The sequence below is a fragment of the Dyadobacter sp. SRI_021 genome (assembly GCF_057586235.1).
In genome coordinates this window covers 528,984-549,327 of record NZ_JBYCZM010000001.1, presented here as the reverse complement: position 1 = coordinate 549,327, position 20,344 = coordinate 528,984, and the positions used below count along the sequence as shown (strand labels likewise).

At 49.7% G+C, this 20,344-nt stretch carries 18 protein-coding genes and 1 riboswitch; of the genes, 6 read left to right on the top strand and 12 right to left on the bottom strand.

The genetic code is table 11. The annotated features are described in order from the left end of the window. Positions 1-38 precede the first annotated feature (38 nt). Positions 39-599 (top strand): aminoacyl-tRNA hydrolase, encoded by a 561-nt coding sequence (gene pth, locus AC2YIT_RS02165; protein WP_487278096.1) that lies wholly within the window; start codon positions 39-41, stop codon positions 597-599. A gap of 599 nt (positions 600-1,198) precedes the next feature. Here the strand turns inward: pth and AC2YIT_RS02160 are convergent. Continuing rightward, positions 1,199-2,596 carry an OmpA family protein gene (locus AC2YIT_RS02160; RefSeq protein ID WP_430842891.1) on the bottom strand — a complete coding sequence of 466 codons (1,398 nt, stop codon included), beginning with the start codon at positions 2,594-2,596 and terminating at the stop codon, positions 1,199-1,201. A gap of 73 nt (positions 2,597-2,669) precedes the next feature. On the opposite strand from AC2YIT_RS02160, the gene AC2YIT_RS02155 reads away from it, so the two are divergent. Beyond that, complete coding sequence (locus tag AC2YIT_RS02155) at positions 2,670-3,554, top strand: DMT family transporter (RefSeq protein ID WP_430842893.1); 885 nt, start codon at positions 2,670-2,672, stop codon at positions 3,552-3,554. A gap of 37 nt (positions 3,555-3,591) precedes the next feature. Here AC2YIT_RS02155 and AC2YIT_RS02150 read toward each other — a convergent pair whose 3' ends face one another. From AC2YIT_RS02150 to AC2YIT_RS02140, 3 genes are all read right to left on the bottom strand, one after another. After that, positions 3,592-4,380, bottom strand: coding sequence for a PhzF family phenazine biosynthesis protein (locus AC2YIT_RS02150; RefSeq protein WP_487278095.1), 789 nt, complete (start codon positions 4,378-4,380; stop codon positions 3,592-3,594). A 131-nt stretch (positions 4,381-4,511) separates the two neighbouring features. Continuing rightward, entirely contained in the window at positions 4,512-6,059 is a 1,548-nt protein-coding gene (treA, locus tag AC2YIT_RS02145) for an alpha,alpha-trehalase TreA (RefSeq protein ID WP_487278094.1), read from the bottom strand. A gap of 45 nt (positions 6,060-6,104) precedes the next feature. Then, the gene (locus tag AC2YIT_RS02140) at positions 6,105-7,046 is read right to left on the bottom strand and encodes a M20/M25/M40 family metallo-hydrolase (protein WP_487278093.1); all 942 of its coding nucleotides are present in this window, start codon (positions 7,044-7,046) and stop codon (positions 6,105-6,107) included. Between the two features lie 148 nt (positions 7,047-7,194). Next, positions 7,195-7,303: riboswitch (SAM riboswitch) on the top strand. 131 nt (positions 7,304-7,434) lie between these two features. Between AC2YIT_RS02140 and AC2YIT_RS02135 the strand changes: the two genes are divergently transcribed. Beyond that, positions 7,435-8,487, top strand: a complete 1,053-nt coding sequence (locus AC2YIT_RS02135) for a homoserine O-acetyltransferase family protein (RefSeq protein ID WP_430843799.1) — start codon at positions 7,435-7,437, stop codon at positions 8,485-8,487. A gap of 95 nt (positions 8,488-8,582) precedes the next feature. Here the strand turns inward: AC2YIT_RS02135 and AC2YIT_RS02130 are convergent, their stop codons facing one another. From AC2YIT_RS02130 to mobA, 5 genes are all read right to left on the bottom strand, one after another. Continuing rightward, positions 8,583-9,353, bottom strand: coding sequence for a glycerophosphodiester phosphodiesterase (locus tag AC2YIT_RS02130; RefSeq protein ID WP_430842901.1), 771 nt, complete (start codon positions 9,351-9,353; stop codon positions 8,583-8,585). A gap of 121 nt (positions 9,354-9,474) precedes the next feature. Continuing rightward, complete coding sequence (locus tag AC2YIT_RS02125; protein WP_430842903.1) at positions 9,475-11,787, bottom strand: FdhF/YdeP family oxidoreductase; 2,313 nt, start codon at positions 11,785-11,787, stop codon at positions 9,475-9,477. A gap of 3 nt (positions 11,788-11,790) precedes the next feature. Beyond that, the gene (locus AC2YIT_RS02120; protein ID WP_430842905.1) at positions 11,791-12,153 is read right to left on the bottom strand and encodes a DUF7009 family protein; all 363 of its coding nucleotides are present in this window, start codon (positions 12,151-12,153) and stop codon (positions 11,791-11,793) included. Between the two features lie 2 nt (positions 12,154-12,155). Then, a complete protein-coding gene (fdhD, locus tag AC2YIT_RS02115; RefSeq protein ID WP_430842907.1) occupies positions 12,156-12,983 on the bottom strand; it encodes a formate dehydrogenase accessory sulfurtransferase FdhD in 828 nt (275 codons plus the stop codon). A gap of 1 nt (position 12,984) precedes the next feature. Further along, positions 12,985-13,578 (bottom strand): molybdenum cofactor guanylyltransferase, encoded by a 594-nt coding sequence (gene mobA, locus AC2YIT_RS02110; protein WP_430842909.1) that lies wholly within the window; start codon positions 13,576-13,578, stop codon positions 12,985-12,987. Between the two features lie 49 nt (positions 13,579-13,627). On the opposite strand from mobA, the gene AC2YIT_RS02105 reads away from it, so the two are divergent. The 3 genes from AC2YIT_RS02105 (at position 13,628) to mnmA (ending at position 17,280) form a co-directional block, all read left to right on the top strand. Continuing rightward, positions 13,628-14,671 (top strand): hypothetical protein, encoded by a 1,044-nt coding sequence (locus tag AC2YIT_RS02105; protein WP_430842911.1) that lies wholly within the window; start codon positions 13,628-13,630, stop codon positions 14,669-14,671. Between the two features lie 75 nt (positions 14,672-14,746). Then, on the top strand, positions 14,747-16,048 hold the full coding sequence (locus AC2YIT_RS02100; RefSeq protein ID WP_430842913.1) for a T9SS type A sorting domain-containing protein: 1,302 nt from the start codon (positions 14,747-14,749) through the stop codon (positions 16,046-16,048). Between the two features lie 122 nt (positions 16,049-16,170). Next, complete coding sequence (gene mnmA / locus AC2YIT_RS02095) at positions 16,171-17,280, top strand: tRNA 2-thiouridine(34) synthase MnmA (protein WP_487278092.1); 1,110 nt, start codon at positions 16,171-16,173, stop codon at positions 17,278-17,280. A 35-nt stretch (positions 17,281-17,315) separates the two neighbouring features. Here the strand turns inward: mnmA and rlmB are convergent, their stop codons facing one another. The 3 genes from rlmB to AC2YIT_RS02080 all read right to left on the bottom strand — a co-directional run bounded on the left by rlmB (position 17,316) and on the right by AC2YIT_RS02080 (position 20,317). Next, entirely contained in the window at positions 17,316-18,086 is a 771-nt protein-coding gene (gene rlmB / locus AC2YIT_RS02090; protein ID WP_487278091.1) for a 23S rRNA (guanosine(2251)-2'-O)-methyltransferase RlmB, read from the bottom strand. Continuing rightward, positions 18,062-19,276 carry a GWxTD domain-containing protein gene (locus tag AC2YIT_RS02085; RefSeq protein WP_487278090.1) on the bottom strand — a complete coding sequence of 405 codons (1,215 nt, stop codon included), beginning with the start codon at positions 19,274-19,276 and terminating at the stop codon, positions 18,062-18,064. The genes rlmB and AC2YIT_RS02085 overlap by 25 nt, the downstream gene beginning before the upstream one ends. 150 nt (positions 19,277-19,426) lie before the next feature. Next, on the bottom strand, positions 19,427-20,317 hold the full coding sequence (locus AC2YIT_RS02080; RefSeq protein ID WP_487278089.1) for an SDR family oxidoreductase: 891 nt from the start codon (positions 20,315-20,317) through the stop codon (positions 19,427-19,429). Positions 20,318-20,344: the final 27 nt, after the last annotated feature.

The following is a 20,344-nucleotide window of genomic DNA, read 5'->3' as shown; positions in this document are numbered from 1 at the left end:
ATTAAAGTGCTCTAAGACGAAATTAAAACTTTTATTCAATGAAATATCTGATTGCCGGGCTGGGGAATATTGGTCCGGAGTATGCTTTTACCCGGCATAATGCCGGTTTTATGGTGCTCGACCGCCTCGCCGCACAGCACGGTTTTAAGTTTTCTTTTGAAAAACTGGCTTTCGTGGCAGAATGGAAATACAAGGGCAGGCATATTTATTTTATAAAGCCTACTACTTATATGAATTTAAGTGGAAAGTCGATCCGGTATTATATGGACCAGTACAAAGTGGCTGCGGAAAATACGTTAACCATTGTGGATGAGCTGCAATTGCCCTTCGGTACTTTGCGGATCAAGCCTAAAGGCAGTCACGGTGGGCACAACGGTTTGAAGAATATTGAGGAATTATTGGGCACCACAGAATACCCCAGACTGCGTTTCGGGATCGGAAATAATTTTCCGCGTGGTAGGCAAGTAGATTACGTGTTAAAACCTTTTTCCAATGAGGAAATGGCGGAGCTACCGATCATTTTGGACAGAGCAGGCGATATGGTTACATCGTTTTGCACTTTGGGGATACAATCGACAATGAACAATTATAACCAATGATTGTACTTTTTAAAGAAAATATAAATATTTCAAGAATTGTATTTATTTGGTTTTTGGTTGTTTTTTCAAAATTTAATAAAAGTTAATTGCTGATTGTTAATATAAAATAGGTTTTGAAGTGTCGAGATTGCGATAAAATTCCAAAGAATATTTTGATTGGCGGTTTTTATTCAATTTGTAATTTCAAAATTAATCCCGACATTTGTAGTGCAATAAGGCGGAAGTGAAATAGAATAAATCAAGGAAGCCAATTGAAATGCTGTTATCTTTGCATAACAATGGAATTTCAGGGTAGCAATCCGGCGAAATAAGGTGTGCCGAAGAGGAATAAAAAGGGCGAAACAGCAAGATTTCGTCAGATCTGGAGAATAATTAATAGCGTATATTGGTTAAGTTCTCTGAATTTTGTAAAGAAGAAAAATTGGAGTATTATTGATAGTATTTCTTGCTTTACAAAAACAATGGAGCGATCGGGGAACCCGACGTTAACAAGAAAAGGACAAACAGCTGAGAAGCTAAAAGATATAAAAGATATAAAAGATAAGAAAAGGTTAAGGGTTTAGGAATAGTCAGTATAAAGCCATCTCCATGAGATGGCTTTATCTTTTTACCGGCTCTGCCCAAACTTCCACCCTTCTGTTTGATTTTTTCGTTGCCTCGGTCCGATTGACCTGGTTCGGTTGCGCCGACCCATAGCCCGAACCCTCGATCCTGCTGGCGATAATACCCTTGCCGATCAGATAGGCTTTCACGGTTTCCACGCGCTTGTTGGAGAGTTCGAGGTTCTTTTCGAAACTTCCCGTGTTGTCGGTATGCCCTTTCAGTACCAGCCGCAAATCCTGCCGCTTTTGGAAATAGTTTACGATAGAGTCGAGATCGGCGAGGGCGCTGTCTTCCAGGACCTCGGTTCCCTGGCTGAAATAGAGTGTCGAAAGTGGCGTGGAGTGCGTCTCTGGGGTCATATTCATCAGCGCCTTCACTTCCTCGAATCGGTTGTTGGTGCGGATGATCACACTTTTAGACTGAAAACCGTCGGCCTGTGCGGTAATGCGGTATGTCTGGTGCGGGGGTAATTCCACGTTGTAAACGCCGTCGACGGTTCTGGTATGCGCCACCAGGGAATCGTTGGCCGATTTGCGCACGTGTACCTCCGCGTCGTTGACGGGTTTCAGATTGCCGCCGTCGTAAACGCGCCCTGTCACCATTGCGAGATTCTTGTTTCGGATGGGTTCGGGCTTTTCTTGCGTCGGTTTGGGTTCTTCTTTAGGTTCCTCTTTTTTCGCGACCGGCTCTTTAAATGTTTTGGCGATCGACTGGTAACTCCTGCGCACAAATACCGGTGTCATCACCCGGTCGTAAATGCGGATCAGCGCCACGGTTCCTGAGCTGGATTCGTTGCCGGCGATGAGGTCGTCCTGGAAGATATTCAGTACCTGGTCGGCGTCGAGCACTCCTTCGGTACCCGGATCCTTGAAATCCAGTTTAAGAATGCCATTGATATACATTCGGATAACTTTCGTCTCATAGTCGCGCGAGTACACATAATGTACCCACTGCTTCGCGCGTACCGCGGCCTTTTCACTCATGGCAAAATTGAAAAAATTGAGTTTGCCATGATAAATATAGGTGCCATAGTCGCTCTTGCGGTTCTTGAAATCGAGTACGCGTTTCCAGATATCGAGCGAATCGAGTTTGAAATAGATCTCTACCGTGAATGATTTATTCAGAAATCCCTTCGCTTCCCCGCTGTTGAATTGGAGGCCACTGTTTTTCTCAAAAACATAAATAGACCTTGAAAGGTCATCGGAGCCGGGAATCTGTTCTTTGATGATTTGCCCGGGACGCCCCAGCGGTTTTAATGCCGGGCCACCATTTTCAATGGGCAGGAAGCCGTTGTTGAAGTCGTAAGTCCACTGGTTCTGGGCGTGAACATGCAGCGCCGGGGCACAAAGCAGGACCATCAGCACCGCCCGCAGCGCATTTTTTTTGTTAATCATACCCAAAAATATAAAAAGTGGGGGCGGAAGCCGAAGTACAACTTGTAATTTTGGATCGTTATTATTCCTGCGTGTGAAAAACATCGGTATCGGTCTTCTCTTTTCCATTCTCTGGTCGTCGGCCTCCGTGGCAACGAAGTTTGGTGTGCAATCGGCGGCTCCTTTGATACTGGCAAACGTTCGGTTCTTTATAGCTGGTATCTTGCTGCTATCATTTTCCTACGTGTTCATCAAAGATAAAGCCTACCGGCTGCCCACGAAAAAAGAATGGCAGCAACTTGCACTGTTTGGGTTCCTGAATACAACGCTTTACCTGGGCCTGTACGTGTATGCGATGAAGTATACCGCAGCGGGTATCGGCAGTCTGGCCGTGTCTACGAATCCGCTGATTATCGTGCTGTTATCGTCGTGGTGGTTGAAGAGAAAGCCGAAAGCGGAAGAATGGGCGGGGATAATTTTGGGAATGGGAGGCGTGGCGGTAGCAACTTACCCGTTGCTGGCCGATAGTTACACCACCATCGGAGGCATCACATTGCTGCTTATCAGCATGGTGGCTGTATCGGCTGCGAGCGTTTACTACGCCACTGTAAAATGGGAGTTGCCTAATTTACTCATTAATGGCTGGCAGGTTTTTCTCGGTGGAGTTTTCCTATCACCATTCACATTGGGTATGGCCGATTTTGGTGCTACCCGGTGGGACCCCGTCTTTTGGGGCTCGGTACTGTGGCTTAGCCTTGCAGTTTCAATCGTGGGATTGATATGCTGGTTTTACCTGCTCCGGATCGATACTGTGAAAGCCTCGCTCTGGTTATTCCTTTGCCCGCTTTTCGGGTTTTTCTTCGCCTGGTGGCTTATGGGCGAGCCAGTGACGCTATACACCGTTGTTGGTACGGTGCTGGTGGTTACTGGCTTGTATGCCGGGCAACGCACGAAATTTGCGGGAAATAAAAGGAGCTAGTGGGGACGCCCAGTCGGGGGCGCCTAGTCGGGGACGCCTAGTCTACCAGAATTTCACCTTTGAGATACAACTTCGCCTGGCCGCCGATGTAAACGCGTTCGCCCTGCAATTCACATTTCAGAAAGCCGCCCCGGCGCGATAGCTGGCGCGCATTCAGTTGTGTTTTGGAAAGCTTGTCGGCCCAGTAGGGAATCAAAGTGGTATGCGCGGAACCGGTTACAGGATCCTCGTCAATGCCCGATTGCGGTGCGAAGAACCGGGAGACGAAGTCCACCTCGTCGCCAGCGGCAGTTACGATGACGCCGCGTGCCGGGATGGTCGACAGGATGATAATGTCAAAATCAAGATCTCTTACCACGGCTTCCGATTCGAGCACAACCAGGTAGTCAGTTTTGCCTTTGTAAACTTCCAGTAGCGTCGTGTTTTTCAGGCTTTCAACGAGTCCCGGAGGCGGTACGGCAATGTGGTATTGGTCCACAGGGAAATTCAATGTAAGCCAATCTTCCTTGCAATCGACGGTCAGTACGCCGCTTCGCGAATCAAAGCTGATGGATTGCCCTTCGTATTTCTGGACATTGAAAATGACGTATGCTGCGGCGAGTGTTGCGTGTCCGCAGAGATCCACTTCCACCGTCGGTGTGAACCAGCGGATATGGAAGCCATTTTCAGTCGGGACATAGAACGCGGTTTCGGCGAGGTTGTTTTCGGCGGCGATGGCGAGCATCGTTTCTTCCGGCAGCCATTGCTCCAGAGGAACTACTGCGGCAGGGTTTCCACCAAACAACTTGTCAGTAAAAGCATCGATTTGGTATATAGGAAGTTTCATGAAGTCAAATGGGCTTGATAACAGCAAGGTATTAAAAATATCCGCTACGGGAAGATTTTCTTCCCAATTTTTAATATAATTTATTGGAAACGGATAAGAAATCAAAGCGTATTTCGTCGAAAATACGACTATCACTTACGGTTTTTCATTCGGAGATAGACGGCGTTGGTCCAGCCAAACCCTTCCTGAATTTCATATTCACCTCCTCCGGCGATCAGGTTGGTGTCCGATACATTGTACTTTTCGAGCATCTTACCCGAATGCCTGAACTCCTTCTCGATCAGTCCCAGCCATTCGTCGCTGAGCTCGTTGGCGGTCCGGTGAAAATTGTAATTGCGCAATCCCTTGTAGACGATCCATTGCAGCGGGGCCCAGCCATTGGGGGCGTCCCATTGCTGCCCTGTTCGCACCATAGTAGTCAGCAATCCGCCCGATTTGAGGAAATTGAGCCTTATGTATGCACGCACATAATGGGAGTGCGGCTTAGGCGCGAGCTTGAAAAACAGGGGGAATGCGCCCGCAATGGTGATAGCTTTAGAGAAATCCCTTTTCCGGAAATCATAATCCATGTAGTAATTCCTGGATTCATCCCAGAAATAGGTCTGAATAGCGATGCTCCGCTGCCGTGCCTTTTCCTCGTAGAGCAAGTGCATTCGTCGGTTGTCACAAAGCAAATACGCTTCCGCGATGGTTTTTTCGAGGTGGTAAAGCAGACAGTTCAGGTCGAGGGGCAGTATGTCCGTCGTGTGGATCGATGCAAAATCGGTTTCGTTGGCAAACCACCGGCTGCTGAAATCCCATCCCGATTCCGCGGCGGCCCGGATATGGCGGTAGAGCTCTTCGGGGGGCGTGCCGTACTTCTCGTTCGCTTCCCGGGCCAGCTCTGTGTCTTCGCTGTACGATTCCGGGCGCGGAGTGGCCTTGTCGTCCCAATAGCGGTTCAGTAGCACGCCGTCGGGGAGATAAACGAGGCGCCGGTGAGCTGTGAAAGGCTCGCAAGGCTCCAAGCAGCCATCCATCCAGTAGTCGTACTCCTTTTGCAACTGTGGCAGGTACTTTTTCAAGACCTTTTTGCCTTCCATTTCACTAAACAGTTTCACCATTAATGAAAAAAATGGGGGCTGGGAGCGGCTCAGGTAATAGGTCCGATTGGCGGTGGGGATGAAACCCAGCGTGTCGATCAGATAGGCGAAGTTATTGAGCATATTCCGGATCAACTCCACGCGTCCCGATTCTTTGAGCCCCAGCATCGTAAAGTAGCTGTCCCAATAATATATTTCCCTGAAACGTCCCCCCGGCACCACGTAAGGGTGGGGCAGGGGGATGAGCGACCCGCCCCGTTCCTGGTTTTCGGGCTGGCGCGTAAGTATCGACCAGAGCTTATCAACATGTTCGGAAACTGAGTCATTCTTGTCCGAAACGAATCCCGACGCAATTTGGGCCGGCATTCTGAAATACCCCCGGACGAATGTTTCCATATCAAAGCCCGGGCGGTCTTTTTCCTGGTGGTACCGCTCTATGATCAGTACCGGGTCTTCCAGCGGGATTGCATCGGCGAAAGTTTTTGAATCGGAAAAAATGTGGCTGCATTGCACGTCACGGAATAGCGTTCCGTACAACTCTTCGGGAGAGATGTGTGCCTGGCCGTAAGTGAATGATGGAGCAACAAAACCGTACAAAACAAACTGATTTTAGGGGTTCTCCCCCGAATGGTGGACAATAACTTACTTGACTTCTGTGAATTTAAGTTTTGGTAATAACATCGCATTCTCAATGAGTTTAATTTGAATACCCAGAATACCGGCTTCGGCATTGGCATCGATCTTTTCCGCATCATCGGTCGGCTTGTGATAATCGTCGTGGCCGCCGGTATGGAAGAACAACACCGGGACTTGCTTGGCGTAAAATGAACCGTGGTCCGAGCCGCCGCTTCCCGCATTATCCGTAAAAAACTTTGTATCGCTTTTCACATCCTTGAAAATCGCAGGCCATTCGGCGCTGGTGCCGTACCCGCCAATGCCGACGCCCCGGTTCGGGTCGTATCGACCGATCATATCCATGTTCGACATGAAGTTGATATCGGCCAACGGCAATGTCGGGTTGTTCACAAAGAAACGGGAGCCCACAAGCCCCAGTTCTTCTGCCCCGAATGCGATAAAAAGGAAGTTATAGGGTTCCTTTTTATCATTTCCCGAAAAATACCGCGCCAGTTCTAGCAGTCCGGCCACCCCCGATGCGTTATCATCGGCTCCGTTGTGAATCTGTCCTTCTGGCTTTTCGGCCTTGGAGCTTCCCTGGCGGCCCAGGCCGAGGTGGTCGAAATGAGCACCTATGACGATGGTATAGGGAGCCCCGTTGTCGAGAAATCCAATCACATTTCCTGCCTCGCGGATGCTGTCGGGCACCACCACGCGCCTGATTTTGGCTGTAAAAGGCTGGTAATAACCTTCGGTTCCTTTGGGTAAAAGGTGGTATTTTTTGAATTGTTTCGCCACATACTTCGCGGCTTTCTCATTCTCTTTACTTCCTGTGCCCCGGCCCTTCATTTTGTCGGAGGCCAGGTACGAAATGTGTTTGCGGATGTTTTCCGGTGAGGGTGAAACAGATTGTCCGAATGCCTGTGCAGCGCCGAAAACGAGCAGCAGACTGTGAAAAAAGATTCTCATTCTACTAAAAATGGTTGACCGGCAAAGATAAGCCGCAGCGGCACGAGCGGGCCTCGCGAAAGGACAGAATTTTTGTATTTGCTTGTATTTTCAGGCATCCGGGCTTAATATTGCACCATCAATCAATTGCTTCCCTTATGCGGCGGTTGATTTATAAAGAAGAGGCGAGAGAATGGGCTCTATGAACCTCTGGCAACCTGCTACCGCGACGGAGAAAGGTGCTAATTCCCACCTAAGTTTATTAGGAGATATAAAATCAATTCGTGTGCTCTTACAGTTAGAAATTTCCGTAAGCCGATTGGCTTTAGTCTCGCAGCTACATCCGAAATGAATTATTTCGGATGTCGATTTTACCATGTGTTGAATTTAACCACGTGCTGTGGCTCTTATGCAAGCGGACCAGAAGACATTTAAGTACCCTTATCCCTACGCCCTCGAAATGGGGGGTGAACTGCCAGGATTTGAACTCGCATACACTACTTACGGAGAACGAAACGCCAACGACACGAATATCGTCTGGATTTGCCACGCGCTCACCGGCAGCTCCAATGCCCACGACTGGTGGGACGGACTGGTAGGAGAGGGTAAATATTTCAATCCGGACCAGCATTTCATTGTTTGTGTGAACGTGATCGGGTCAGCTTACGGATCTACGGGGCCGCTGTCGATCAATCCGAGGACAAACCAGCCTTATTACCATAGTTTTCCCACGCTTACCGTCCGGGACGTGGTGGGAACGCTTGACCTTTTACGTCAGGAGCTGGCGATAAGCAAGATTAAGATCTGCATTGGGGGCTCGCTGGGCGGCCAGCAGGCACTGGAATGGGCCGTTGAAAAGCCGGATTTGTTTGAAGAACTGATCCTGATCGCTTCCAATGCATTGCATTCGCCGTGGGGTATCGCGTTCAACGAATCACAGCGGATGGCGATCCAGGCGGATCCGACCTATGCCGAAGATAGCCCGGAAGCCGGCGCTATGGGTATGCGTGCGGCCCGGTCAATCGCATTGCTCTCTTACCGCAATTATGATACCTACAACTTTACGCAAGCCCGCGATAATCCGGATCAGATAGATGATTTCAGGGCGTCGTCATACCAGCAGTACCAGGGCGACAAGTTTGTGAAACGTTTCAATGCATTCTCGTACTGGGCGCTATCCAAGATCATGGACTCGCATAATGTAGGCCGCAATCGCGGGGGGATCGTACATGCGCTCGGGCTCGTGAAGGCGAAAACGCTGGTACTGGGTATCAAATCCGATTTACTATTCCCGCTTTCGGAGCAGCAGTTCCTGGCCCGGCATATTCCCGACGCCGCATTTCAGGAGATCGATTCGCTTTATGGCCATGACGGCTTCCTGATCGAATATAAGCAGCTTACACAAGTGATCCGCGCATGGCAGGAAACCAACGGGCAGTTGCAAATGGCGCGCATTCGTTGAGGCATTCAGGATTTCAAGCATTATATATAAATACAAAAAGCGAAACTCCCGACCGGTTACCGATCGGGAGTTTCGCTTTTAATATATTTCAAAAATTACTTCGAAAGGCTTAGCAACAGCTCAGGCTCGTTGGTAGTGATGTAATCAGCATCTTTTTCGAGGAAGTACTTCAAATCTGCTTCGCTATTGACTGTCCACACGTTGGTAGTAAGTTTTTTCTGGCGCATGGCGGGAATGTAATCCTCATGTTTTTTCAAAACGCTGAAATGGTAGTCGATCCCGTCGAGGCCGGCAGCCTGGATTTCGTCAGGCGTTTTGTCGCCGTTCAGGTATTCCACGTGTGCTTTCGGGGCGAGTTGCTTCACCTTCAGGCACACATCCCAGTCGAATGCAATGTAGTCGGTGATTTTCTCCACCTTCATTTTCTTTACCAATTCCACGCATTTCGCAGCTAATGCCAATGAGCGTTCCTTGCTGATTTTGGAAGTTTTGATTTCCAGGATCAAACGCGTCTTTTTCTGCTTGCCACCCGCCTTCAGATAGGCCTCCAGAGTCGGCAGCGACTCGCCGTTAGCCAGTTTGATCTTCGAAAGCTCGGCCGAATTAGTCGTTTCGATATTGGTTCCCTGAATGGAATGGTCGTGCAGCACGTACAGAACCGAGTCAGCCGACATATGCACATCGAACTCGCTGCCATAGCAGCCCAGCTTAATCGCGTGTTCCAATGCGCCGATCGAGTTTTCAGTAGCACCGGTATTTTTCCAGGCACCGCGGTGTGCGATCACCTTGTTTTTCTTTTGAGACATACCATCCATCGACACCAGGCTCATCAGCCCGATTGCAAGCATTAAAAATCCTTTTTTCATTGTATTCAATTTAAACTTCTTTAAAAAGACACTTTTTCGCGCATTTTACCCCCATTCGGTCAAACAGCGGCGAAATTACGGCAACTTGGGCGGGTGTCTGTTAGGTCAATATTAAGTTATCCTAAAAACCCTGGTGCGGTGTAACCGTTAGAACCACCATTTTAGACGTAGGCGTATTGCTCTTTTCCGCGACGCTCGTGATGGGTACCAGTACGTTCGTTTCGGGGAAGTATGTGGCTGTGCACTGCTCGGGAATCGGGTATTCCACGACCACAAATTTATGAGCTACTCGCGCTACGCCGCCATGATCGTTGTGCAAATCCACCAGATCGCCGTTTTTCAGGTTGCGGTCCCGCATATCCTTTGCATTCATCAGGATCACACGCCGCTCGTTATAAATGCCCCGGTAGCGGTCGTTCAGGCCGTACACGGTGGTATTGAACTGGTCGTGGCTGCGAATGGTCATCATCATGAGCTCGCCTTCTTTCAAATGCTGTTTTTCTGGCGCCGCAATGTGGAAATGCGCTTTGCGGCTAGGGGTGTCGAAGTCACCGGCGCGGTTGCAGTTGGGCAAATAGAAGCCGCCGGGTTGCCGTACCCGTTCGTTATAATCCGCAAAACCCGGAATGGTACGCTCAATGTCGGTGCGGATGAGGTCGTAGTCTTCTATATATTTATCCCAGCTTACTTTGCTGCGCTCGCCCAGTGTGGCTTTCGCAAGCCTGCACACGATTTCCGGCTCACTCAGGAGATGTTCCGAAACAGGTTGAAGCACGCCCCGCGACGATTGGATCACGCCCATCGAATTTTCGCACGATACAAAGCGGTTCTCTCCGTTACGCATATCCTTGTCGCTCCGGCCGAGACAAGGTAGTATCAATGCTTCCTGACCGTGAACGAGGTGGCTACGGTTCAGTTTGGTAGATACGTGGACAGTCAGTTTGCATTTCTGCAAGGCTTCTGCGGTGAAACGCGTGTCGGGCGTGGCAGAGAGGAAATTGCCGCCCATCGCAAAAAACACTTTCGCTTCGCCGGCATGCATGGCCTTAATGCATTCCACCACATCATAACCGTGTTTCCGAGGCGGAGCGAAATGGAAGTTGTGCTCGATCGCATCCAGCAGCTTGGCGCCAGGGCGCTCGAAAATGCCCATCGTACGGTCACCCTGTACATTACTATGCCCGCGCACTGGGCATGTCCCTGCGCCGGGTTTACCGATGCTGCCTTTCAGCAACAATAAATTCACGACTTCCTTAATAGTCGCCACTGCATTCTTATGCTGCGTCAGCCCCATTGCCCAGCAGGCGATGATCTTGCTTTTTCCTGCGAGCACGCGCGCAACCTCCTGCACCTGTGTATAAGGTACGCCCGCCTGCGCGGCGAGTTCTGCAGCGTCATACTGTTTCAAGTCTTGCAGGAAATCGGCGTAGCCCTGTGTGTTTTCGTGGATAAAATGCTGGTCAAAAACGCTGCCTGGGGCCTTTTGTTCCGCTTCCAGCAAAAGTACTTCAATGGCTTTGAGCAAGGCCATGTCGCCATTGATCTTCACTTGAAGGAAAATATCGGTCAGCCCCGGTTTGTAACCCAGCACACCCACCACAGTTTGCGGATTGTTGAAACCCATCAGGCCGGTTTCGGGCAACGGATTAATGGAGATGATCTTCGCGCCGTTGGCCTTGGCTTTTTGCAATGCGGTGAGCATCCGCGGGTGATTGGTACCCGGGTTCTGCCCGAGGATCATGATCACCTCGGCCTGGTAAAAGTCGTTCAGGGTCACGGAGCCTTTACCGATGCCCAGCGACTCGCCTAATGCCGTGCCACTGCTCTCGTGGCACATATTGCTGCAATCGGGCAGGTTATTGGTGCCGTACTCCCGTACAAAAAGCTGGTACAGGAATGCGGCTTCATTGCTGGTACGGCCGGAGGTGTAAAATACCGCTTCGTCGGGCGAGGCGAGGCGGTTCAGTTCGGTTCCTATTTTTTCAAATGCAGCATTCCAGGTGATGGGCTGGTAATGCGTGCCGCCTGGGGGCAGGAACATCGGCTCGGCAATGCGGCCTTTGCCGCCTATCTCGTAGTCCGAAAGTTTACCCAACTCCTGCACGGAATGCTGCGAGAAGAACTCCGCGGTCAGTTTTTTAGCGGTAGCTTCTTCTGCTACGGCCCTGGCGCCATTCTCGCAATATTCGGCAATGCCGGAGCGCTCGTCGTCGGGGTCGGGCCAGGCGCAACTGGGGCAATCGAAGCCGCCTTTCTGATTGAGATTGAAAAGCGCTTTCATCCCTCGTTCAAAACCGGCTTCGCTAATGGTCATTTCCAATGCGGAAACCACCGCGGGAATGCCTGCGGCCACTTTTTTGATCGGGCCTTGTTTCAAACCGGTCAGTTTTTCCGGGTTTTCAGCGCCCGGTATCGGAAGTGGGTTTTCGGACATTTTTCAGCAAGTTTTGGGATTGTCGTAGTTGTCGGACTGGTCTTCATTGACGTTGTCCAGGCATTTGAAATCTTTTTCAATCAGCATGAGTAAGGAACTGCCATCGGCCAGCGGCTTATTCCCCTCAAACCCGACGGTATTGTTCGCAGCCCAGCCGGTAAGGAGCTTCTCCGGCACTTCCAGGGTGATTTTGTTATCTTCAAATCGCGCTTGCAGCTCGCTTATCGCCGATTTTTGCACGGCATAACTAAATTGCGCCGGGCCGAAGTCGGTCGTTTCTTGGAGGTACCCTTCATTTTCAAGTCTGGCAACTTCCGTTTTCGAAAGCCTGAAACGTACGGAGTTTCCGTGAATGCGGATTTTCATAGTCATTGGATCCGGTGATGGCCGGTGTAAATGTTGAATTTGTCTTTTTTCAGAAACCCTACCAGCGTAATGCCACTTTCTTCTGCCAATTGCACAGCCAGGCTCGAAGGGGCTCCTATCGCCGCCGCCATTTGAATTCCCGCCATGGCGGCTTTTTGAATAAGTTCAAAACTCGCCCGGCCGCTGAGAAGGAGAATGTGTTTGTCGAGTGCAAGTTGCTCCGCCAGTAATGCTGCGCCGATGAGTTTATCCAGTGCATTATGTCTCCCTACGTCTTCGCGCAGCATCAAAAATTGCCCTGAAATATCGAAAAGCGCCGAAGCATGCAACCCGCCGGTGGTTTCAAATGTATTCTGATGCTGAACGATCTGCTCCACGAGCCGGTATAGCAGCTCTTTTTTCACAATCAAACCTTCATTTGCATTCACGTAAGCCGAACGTGTTTTGATCGCATCGATACTCGCCTTGCCGCAAACGCCGCAGCTGGACGTCGTGTAGAAGTTACGTTCCAGTGAACCTAATTTTGGCTCGAAACCGGCGGAGAAAGTTACTACCACCCGATTTTCGTCGAAAGGTGAATGCGCAATGCCGTCGATCTGGCTTTTGGAATGGATAATGCCCTCCGTGAACAGAAATCCGGCCGCAAGTTCAGGATCGTTTCCTGGTGTCCGCATTGTTACCGAAATGTTTTTGCGCTCTTTTCGCCCTTCCGACTGAAAGGCAATCTGTATTTCAAGCGGCTCTTCCACGGCGAGCTGGTCGTCGAGCTCTTCGGCGGTATGTCCGTTTATGCGGACGATTTTATGGCTGGTTATTGAACTGGTCTCCATTTTAAAAGTCATTTTCCGCTTCGAGTGCCCGTTTTATGGCTTGGAAATCAGCCGTCGTGTCTACGCTTAGCATTGTTTTTTCCGACAATGGCCGGTATTTCCCTGCATTTTCCGCTATTAGAAAATGCTGCAACGAGCGCGAGCCGTTTTCAAAAGTCTCACGCAATGCATTGCCAGCCGATCGCGAGTACCATCCGAGCAGCGGCTCGTAAAATCCGCTTGCATTATAAAAGGCCGCGGCGGGCAAATCCTTATCAGTATTATGCAGAAAATTGGCCAGCTCGTCGGTCGTCAGGTAAGGATAGTCGCAGCCTGCCACGAGGAAGTCATTTCCCGGAAATGTCTCAAATGCTGTGAGCAATCCGCTCATGGGGCCGGCGCCACCGTATTTCGGAAGGTCAGACAGTTTTGGGTAGGAAGTTCGGAATGTTTTGTATTGTTCCGTATTGCAGCAGAGGATCACGCGCTCACATAGGGATGCGAGCAAATCGGCAACGTGTTCGTGCTGAGGCTTTTTATAATACACCAGCAGACTTTTGTCCGTCCCCATCCTCGTGCTTTCACCGCCGCAAATTACCAATCCATATAAGCTCATTGGGTCAGGTCAATGGTTTTAATCGGTCAAATATGCGTAACTTCCTTGTATGGAAATGGGTGATGTTAAAATATTAAAGAAAAAACCGATTTATCCGGTGAGTTCCGAGCTGCGCAAATACCTGCGTTTTTACCAGCGCGACGCCCGGCTGCCGGTGGCTTACCACGATCTGCTGAATTTCTACGAATCGTTTCCGGTCATCGATAAAAACGGGAAGGATACGCTTTGGGAAAGCCCGCTGTATCCGCCGCACGAACTAGAACGCTTGCATGCCGGGCTGAAAAAGGTGTATGCAATGCTCAAAGCTTCGGGCAACTTGCGCATTGTAGAACACAAATACATCGATCGCATCGATTATTGCAAGTTTGGCAACTCCAACCCGTTCCGCATTAAAATCGTGAACCGGCTGAATGATATTTACGATTATTTCTACGTCAAAAAAGCCGATTCTTCCCGCATCTACGGGCTGGAACTGGAAGAAATCTTCTCCCCCAACCAGGTTAACTACATCGTCGACGGCGAGACGCTGATCGAGGAGCATATTGCGGGTATTCCAGGCGACGAATTTGCCCGTACGCGTATGCGCGATCCCGACTACAACCCGATCCGGATCGCGAAGGAATTTGTGAAGTTCAATGAGCGCTGCAAAATCACGCTGCTGGGCGATATGCGCTCCTACAACTTTGTCATGCAGATTACCCCGGACTTCGACGATTTCCAGTTCCGCCTGCGCGCTATCGACTTCGACCAGCAGTTTTACGAAGGCAATCTGAAAGTATATATGCCGCAGTTTTTTAAAGAAAATCTGCCCTATGTGCAACTCGCTATGGAACACCTGACCGACAAAACGGTGGTGCAATATCAGCAGGAAGAGCAGTCGTCGATCATGTACCAGGCCAAAGCAGAGCGTTATCGTCTTCGCGATCTGCGCGACGTGTGTATCAAGGACAAAATATCAACCGCTGATAACATTCATCAGCTACGCGAAAGTCTTGCAGCGCATTATTCCGATGCCCATTACCACAAATGCGAGACCATGACGGAGATTATTGAATTGAATATTAAGAATGTGATCAGGATGGTGATTGCGTGAAAGTTACAAATAGCTCTTGTTTTAGGATAAGTTTGTAACTTAGAGTAAAAGTGTTGCCACCTAAATCCTGAACTGATGAAAACACGTTTCCTCTTTGTGCTATTAGTGCTTTTGCCAGCTCGTTGGCTATTTGCTCAGCCATGCGGGTATCCTAGCGTGAGCCTGACCAGCCAGGCGGATGTTGATAATCTGGCAGCCAAATACCCGGGATGCACCGAGTTGAACGGAATCGACATGCATGGCACGAACGTCACAAATCTGAACGGGCTTTCGCATATTACCTACATCGGGCGGATAGCCATGAGCAATAACCCGCAACTGCAAGATCTTACCGGTTTAAGTGCATTAAAAAAGGTCGAAACCCTTCAAGTGACGGACGGAGGGGTCAAAAGCCTGCTAGGTCTGACGGCTCTCGATACAATCGGACATACGTTGTACATCAGGACTCCCCTGCACGATTTCAGGGGTTTGGGGTCCGTCAAAGTGATCGGCAAAATCTTCATGCAAGGTAATTATCCTGCTCCGTATGCATACAATACTTCCTTCGACGGATTCGATTCGCTGGATAGCATCGGCACAATTGAGTTGAATACTCCGTCAGTTGAAAATTTTAAGGGGTTGGAGAAAGTCAAGAAACTGGGTACACTCAATTTGCTGAATATGTCGGTGATGACTAGTTTGGAAGGACTTGAAAATGTAAAATTATCCAAAGGAATAGCTATCACGGGTTCTGGTGCGCTGCAAAATTGTGGCGTAAAAAGTGTTTGTATGTGGCTGAGTCAAAACGGAGCGGCCAACCTGCAAAACAATGCGGCAGCCTGTAATACTAGGCAAGCGATTTTGTCGTCGCCAGGGTGTTTGGTTGTATTTCCGGTGGAGTTAATTTCTTTCACTGGAATGGTTTCGCCGGAGGGGAACAAGTTGCTGTGGCGTACAAGCTGGGAAGCCGGTAATAAGGGCTTTGCTATCGAACGCAGCATCAATGCAATTGCTTTCGAGGAGATCGGTTTCGTAGCTGGCTCGGGAGATTCGAAGAGCAACAAGGATTACATTTTTACGGACATGGGTACCCAGGGAACGGCCTACTACCGCCTGAAACAGATCGATTGGGACGGTGCTTCTCATTATTCTAAAATAATCGTGGTTAAGTCTGCTTCCAACTTGACGAAGGTCTATCCTAATCCTGCCCGGGGATATTTGCATATCGACCAGAAAGGTCTCAACAGGAATTTTGCCTTGATTAACAGGCACGGATTTGTGGTAATGGAATCGGCGGTGTTGCCATTGGAGAAGTTAGACGTAAGTCATCTGCCCGACGACCTTTACATGCTGAAAGTTGGCGAGGAATCCTTTAAAGTCGTTGTAAAGAACAAATAGATCGGGATGATCCGTTTTATGTCTTATCTTTGCATTTTGGAACAATTGGCCGAATAGTTCTGTTGCTCCCTTTTCAAAACTATTAAAATCGGAAGGCATTCAACCTTCGCCAGGTTACTACCATGAGTAAACACGGACGCATTCTTGTCGCTATGAGCGGCGGCATCGACAGCTCGCTCGCAGCTGTCCTTCTCCACGAACAAGGTTATGAGGTCATTGGTATGACCATGAAAACCTGGGACTATGCCAGCAGTGGCGGTACCAAGAAAGAAACCGGCTGTTGTTCGCTGGATTCCATCAACGACGCGCGCAATATCGCAGTGGAACTGGGTTTCCCGCATTATATTCTCGATATCCGCGCCGAGTTTGGCGATTATGTGATCGACCATTTCACAGGTGAATACCTCGAAGGCCGTACACCCAACCCGTGCGTGCTTTGCAATACGCACATCAAATGGGATGCATTGCTGCGTCGCGCCGACAGGCTCGATTGCGAGTTCATTGCTACCGGGCATTATGCCAATATGCAGTTCAACAACGGTCGCCATTATGTGTCCAAAGGTATTGATGCCTGGAAAGATCAGAGCTATGTGCTTTGGGGCGTGTCGCAGGAAAGCCTTGCCCGTACCAAGCTGCCGTTAGGCTATTTGCATAAAACTGAAATCCGTGAGATGGCGCGCGAAAGAGGGTTTATTGATCTGGTGAATAAATCTGAAAGCTATGAAATCTGCTTCGTTCCGGATAACGACTACCGCGGTTTCCTGAAAAGGCGCATTCCCGGGCTGGAAGCCGAAGTGGCAGGTGGTAATTTCATCTACGCGGATGGTACCGTGGTAGGTAAACACGAAGGTTACCCATTCTACACCGTCGGTCAACGCAAAGGGCTTGGTATCGCGTTAGGTCGCCCCGTTTTTGTGACTGAAATTAGAAAAGACACCAACGAAGTAGTGCTCGGCGACATGCCCGATCTTTTCCGCGACGGTATGAATGTGAGTAAATTAAACTTGCAAAAATACGCGTCGATCGAAAAACCGCTGGAAACCGTCACCAAAGTACGCTACAAACATGACGGTACGCCGGCAATCATCGAACAGACCGGCCCGGATCAAATAGTGGCCCGCTTTCACGATGGCGTGAATGGTATAGCCCCTGGACAAGCCGCTGTTTTTTATGAAGGCGATGATGTGGTCGGTGGCGGCTGGATTATGAAGAGTTTTAAGCAGGAGCACTAAAAAAGGCAAGTCGCGAGACTTGCCTTTTTTCCATATTATTTTATCCGTTGCCTCACAGCTTCATAGAGAATGATAGAACTCGCAACGGACACGTTCAGCGACTCTACCTGTCCGGCAAGCGGGATTCTCGCACCGCTATCGGCGAGGTCGATGAACTCTTTGGAAATACCATCTTCCTCCGAGCCCATGATGATTACCGTAGGAACGGTGAAATCGATATCGTAGAGCGATTTGTCTGTTTTTTCCGTACAAGCGATGATCTGTAAACCGCTGTTGCGAAGGTAAGTCAGCGTTTCGTAGAGATTAGGCTCGCGGCAAATGGGCAGGAAGTTCAATGCACCGGAGGATGTTTTCATCGCATCCGCATTGATTTGCGCACCGCCTTTGGTGGGAACGATGATCGCCTGCACACCTGCACATTCCGCTGTACGCGCGATCGCACCAAAGTTGCGGACGTCGGTAACGCGGTCGAGCAGGAGCAGGAGCGGGGTTTTGCCATCCTCATACACTTGCGTAAGCACATTGTGCAACGGCATGTATTGAATGGGTGACACAAATGCGATGACACCCTGGTGGTTTTTGCGGGTTACCCGGTTCAATTTTTCAACCGGCACACGCTGGTAGGGAACACCTAGTTCTTTGGCGAGTTTTTCAATCTCCGCGAGCCCGAATTCGCGCTGAATAAATAACCGTTCGATTTCTTTGCCCGAGCGAAGGGTTTCAAGTACCGACTGCGTACCAAAAACCATATCGGCCTGGGACTGTCTGGGGGCTGGTTTTCTTACCGTATACTTCCGTTTCTCCATGCTTCTACTACTGGATACCAAATCGGCTGGTATTCGGCATAGCGAACCAGTTCATAATGATCATCCACAAATTGATTGTTTCTTCTGTTAAATGTAAAATTGACGTTTTGCGCATTGCCTCTGTGATCGTACGTCCACACCTCCCGGTCTTTACTGCGCTGCACTTTGTCCGGCGGGCCCAATATGATGTAAATCATTCCTTTATCGGTTTTCCAGCCTTCTTTGTAGGTGGTGAAAAGCTGGTTGGCTTCTTCGACGCGCCCATAGAACGAGCGGATCGATTGCTGAGCAAGCGGTGCGTTACCATTCATGAGCGTCAGCCAGTATTTATCCAAAGCCTTTTTGTAATCCTCCGCCTTCTTGATCTCGTTGATCTCGTTATTGGTACTCATATAAAGTAATGGGCCAAGGAGCAACTGAGGGCGGGTAATCTTCGGAAAACGCTCATTTACCACCAGGATACCAAGGCCTTCCGACTGGGTGGTGTCTGCGAAAATATTGTAAAGACCTTCCTTCGCGAATTGCAAGGGCTGATTGGCAAGGATCGTGAAGGTACTGTCCACTTCGAGTGATTTGTTGCCGGTTTTCGGCGCGATATTCATCGGTGACCCCGCCGGCTCGAACTCGTGATTGTAGTAATAAACGTGCAGCTGATCGGCACTTTCTCCTGCTTTCCTGATCGTAAACTGTTCATTGGAACTTACATAGTGCCTTTGCAGTGGCTGAGTGGAGTTGCCCAGGTAGACGCCATATGTCTGGTTTACGGCCAGCTTTTTGAAGCGGATCGTGAGGTCGTTCAGTACCTTTTTCAGCGTCCCGGTCTGACTGATTTCGCTAAGCAATACGCCGTAGTCGCGGTTGGGGCTTTTAAGTTCATAGGAAATCACGATCTTGTCGCCCATGCGGGAAACGTTCGTCGAATCGAGTTTCACATTGCCATAGCCAAGCCGTTCGCGTGTTCCGTAATCGGAATAAATGACGTAATTGAGATTATACAGCTTTACAAAATCTGCGACGCTGATCGGATTTTTCCCTTTGAAAGCATCCACATACAGGAAAACAGACGCCTGCGTCGTGTCTTTCAACAAATATTTGCTTTGAATGGCCACCAGGGTGAGTTCCTCGTTCACCGGTGCCGGTGCCTGCTGTTGCTCCGTCGGCCGTACCTGCGCCTCGGGAATCTGCTTCATAGGCTTATTCGATGATGCGCAACCAGCCATCACCAAAACAGACATTATATGGATACAAAAGCGAAGATTTGTTCTCATGTACGTGTATTCATCGTTTGTCAAATAACGAATGAACGGGCAAAATTACCCAATAAAACGGTAATAAAATTTTTATTCCGGACTCTTACTGCCGCGGGTGGCCGATTTGATCTGTTCCTCAATGGCATCCCATTGACTGTCAGTGATTTCTTTCAAGAAATTGAATTGGCCGCCGGTGAGTACTTCGCCGCCGTCGAGTGTGATGACTTCGCCGGTCATATAGGCTGAAAAATCCGAAATCAGATAGGCGGCGAGATTAGCCAGTTCCTGGTGTTCGCCCGTGCGCGCGAGGGGAATGCGGTTTTCGAATGCGAATTTCGTGGCGAGTTCCTCCGGAAACAGGCGGTCCCAGGCTCCCTTTGTCGGAAACGGGCCGGGCGCGATCGCATTGAGGCGTATGCCATGCCGTCCCCATTCGAATGCGAGCGACTTGGTCATTGTGAGTACGCCTGCCTTGGCCATGGCCGAGGGGACTACCCAGCCCGAGCCGGTAGTGGCGTAGGTGGTTACGATATTGAGGACCGAGCCTTTGGTATGGTTTTGAATCCAGTACTTGCCCAAAGCCAGGGTGAAGTAGTAGGTGCCGCGCAGTACAATGTCGACGACCGTGTCGACGGCTTTGTAGGAGAGTCGTTCCGTGGGGCTAATGAAATTCCCTGCGGAGTTATTAACTAATCCATTTACCTGCCCGAATGCTTCAACGGCTTTCGAGATAACATTTTCGATTTGCTCGGTCTTTCTTACATCGCATGCAACGTATAGAATCTTGCCGCCTATGCTCTGGCCAAGTTCTGATGCTGTTTTTTGGAGAACGTCTTCTTTCCTGCTGCAAATGACCACATTTGCGCCGAGGCGGAGGAAGTAAGCTGCCATCGATTTTCCGAGCCCGGTGCCGCCTCCGGTGACGATGATTGTCCTGTTTTCGAGCGCGCCGTCGCGCAGCATGCCTTCGTTGTAAGTCATGATGGATGTATTTTTAGAATGGGATGA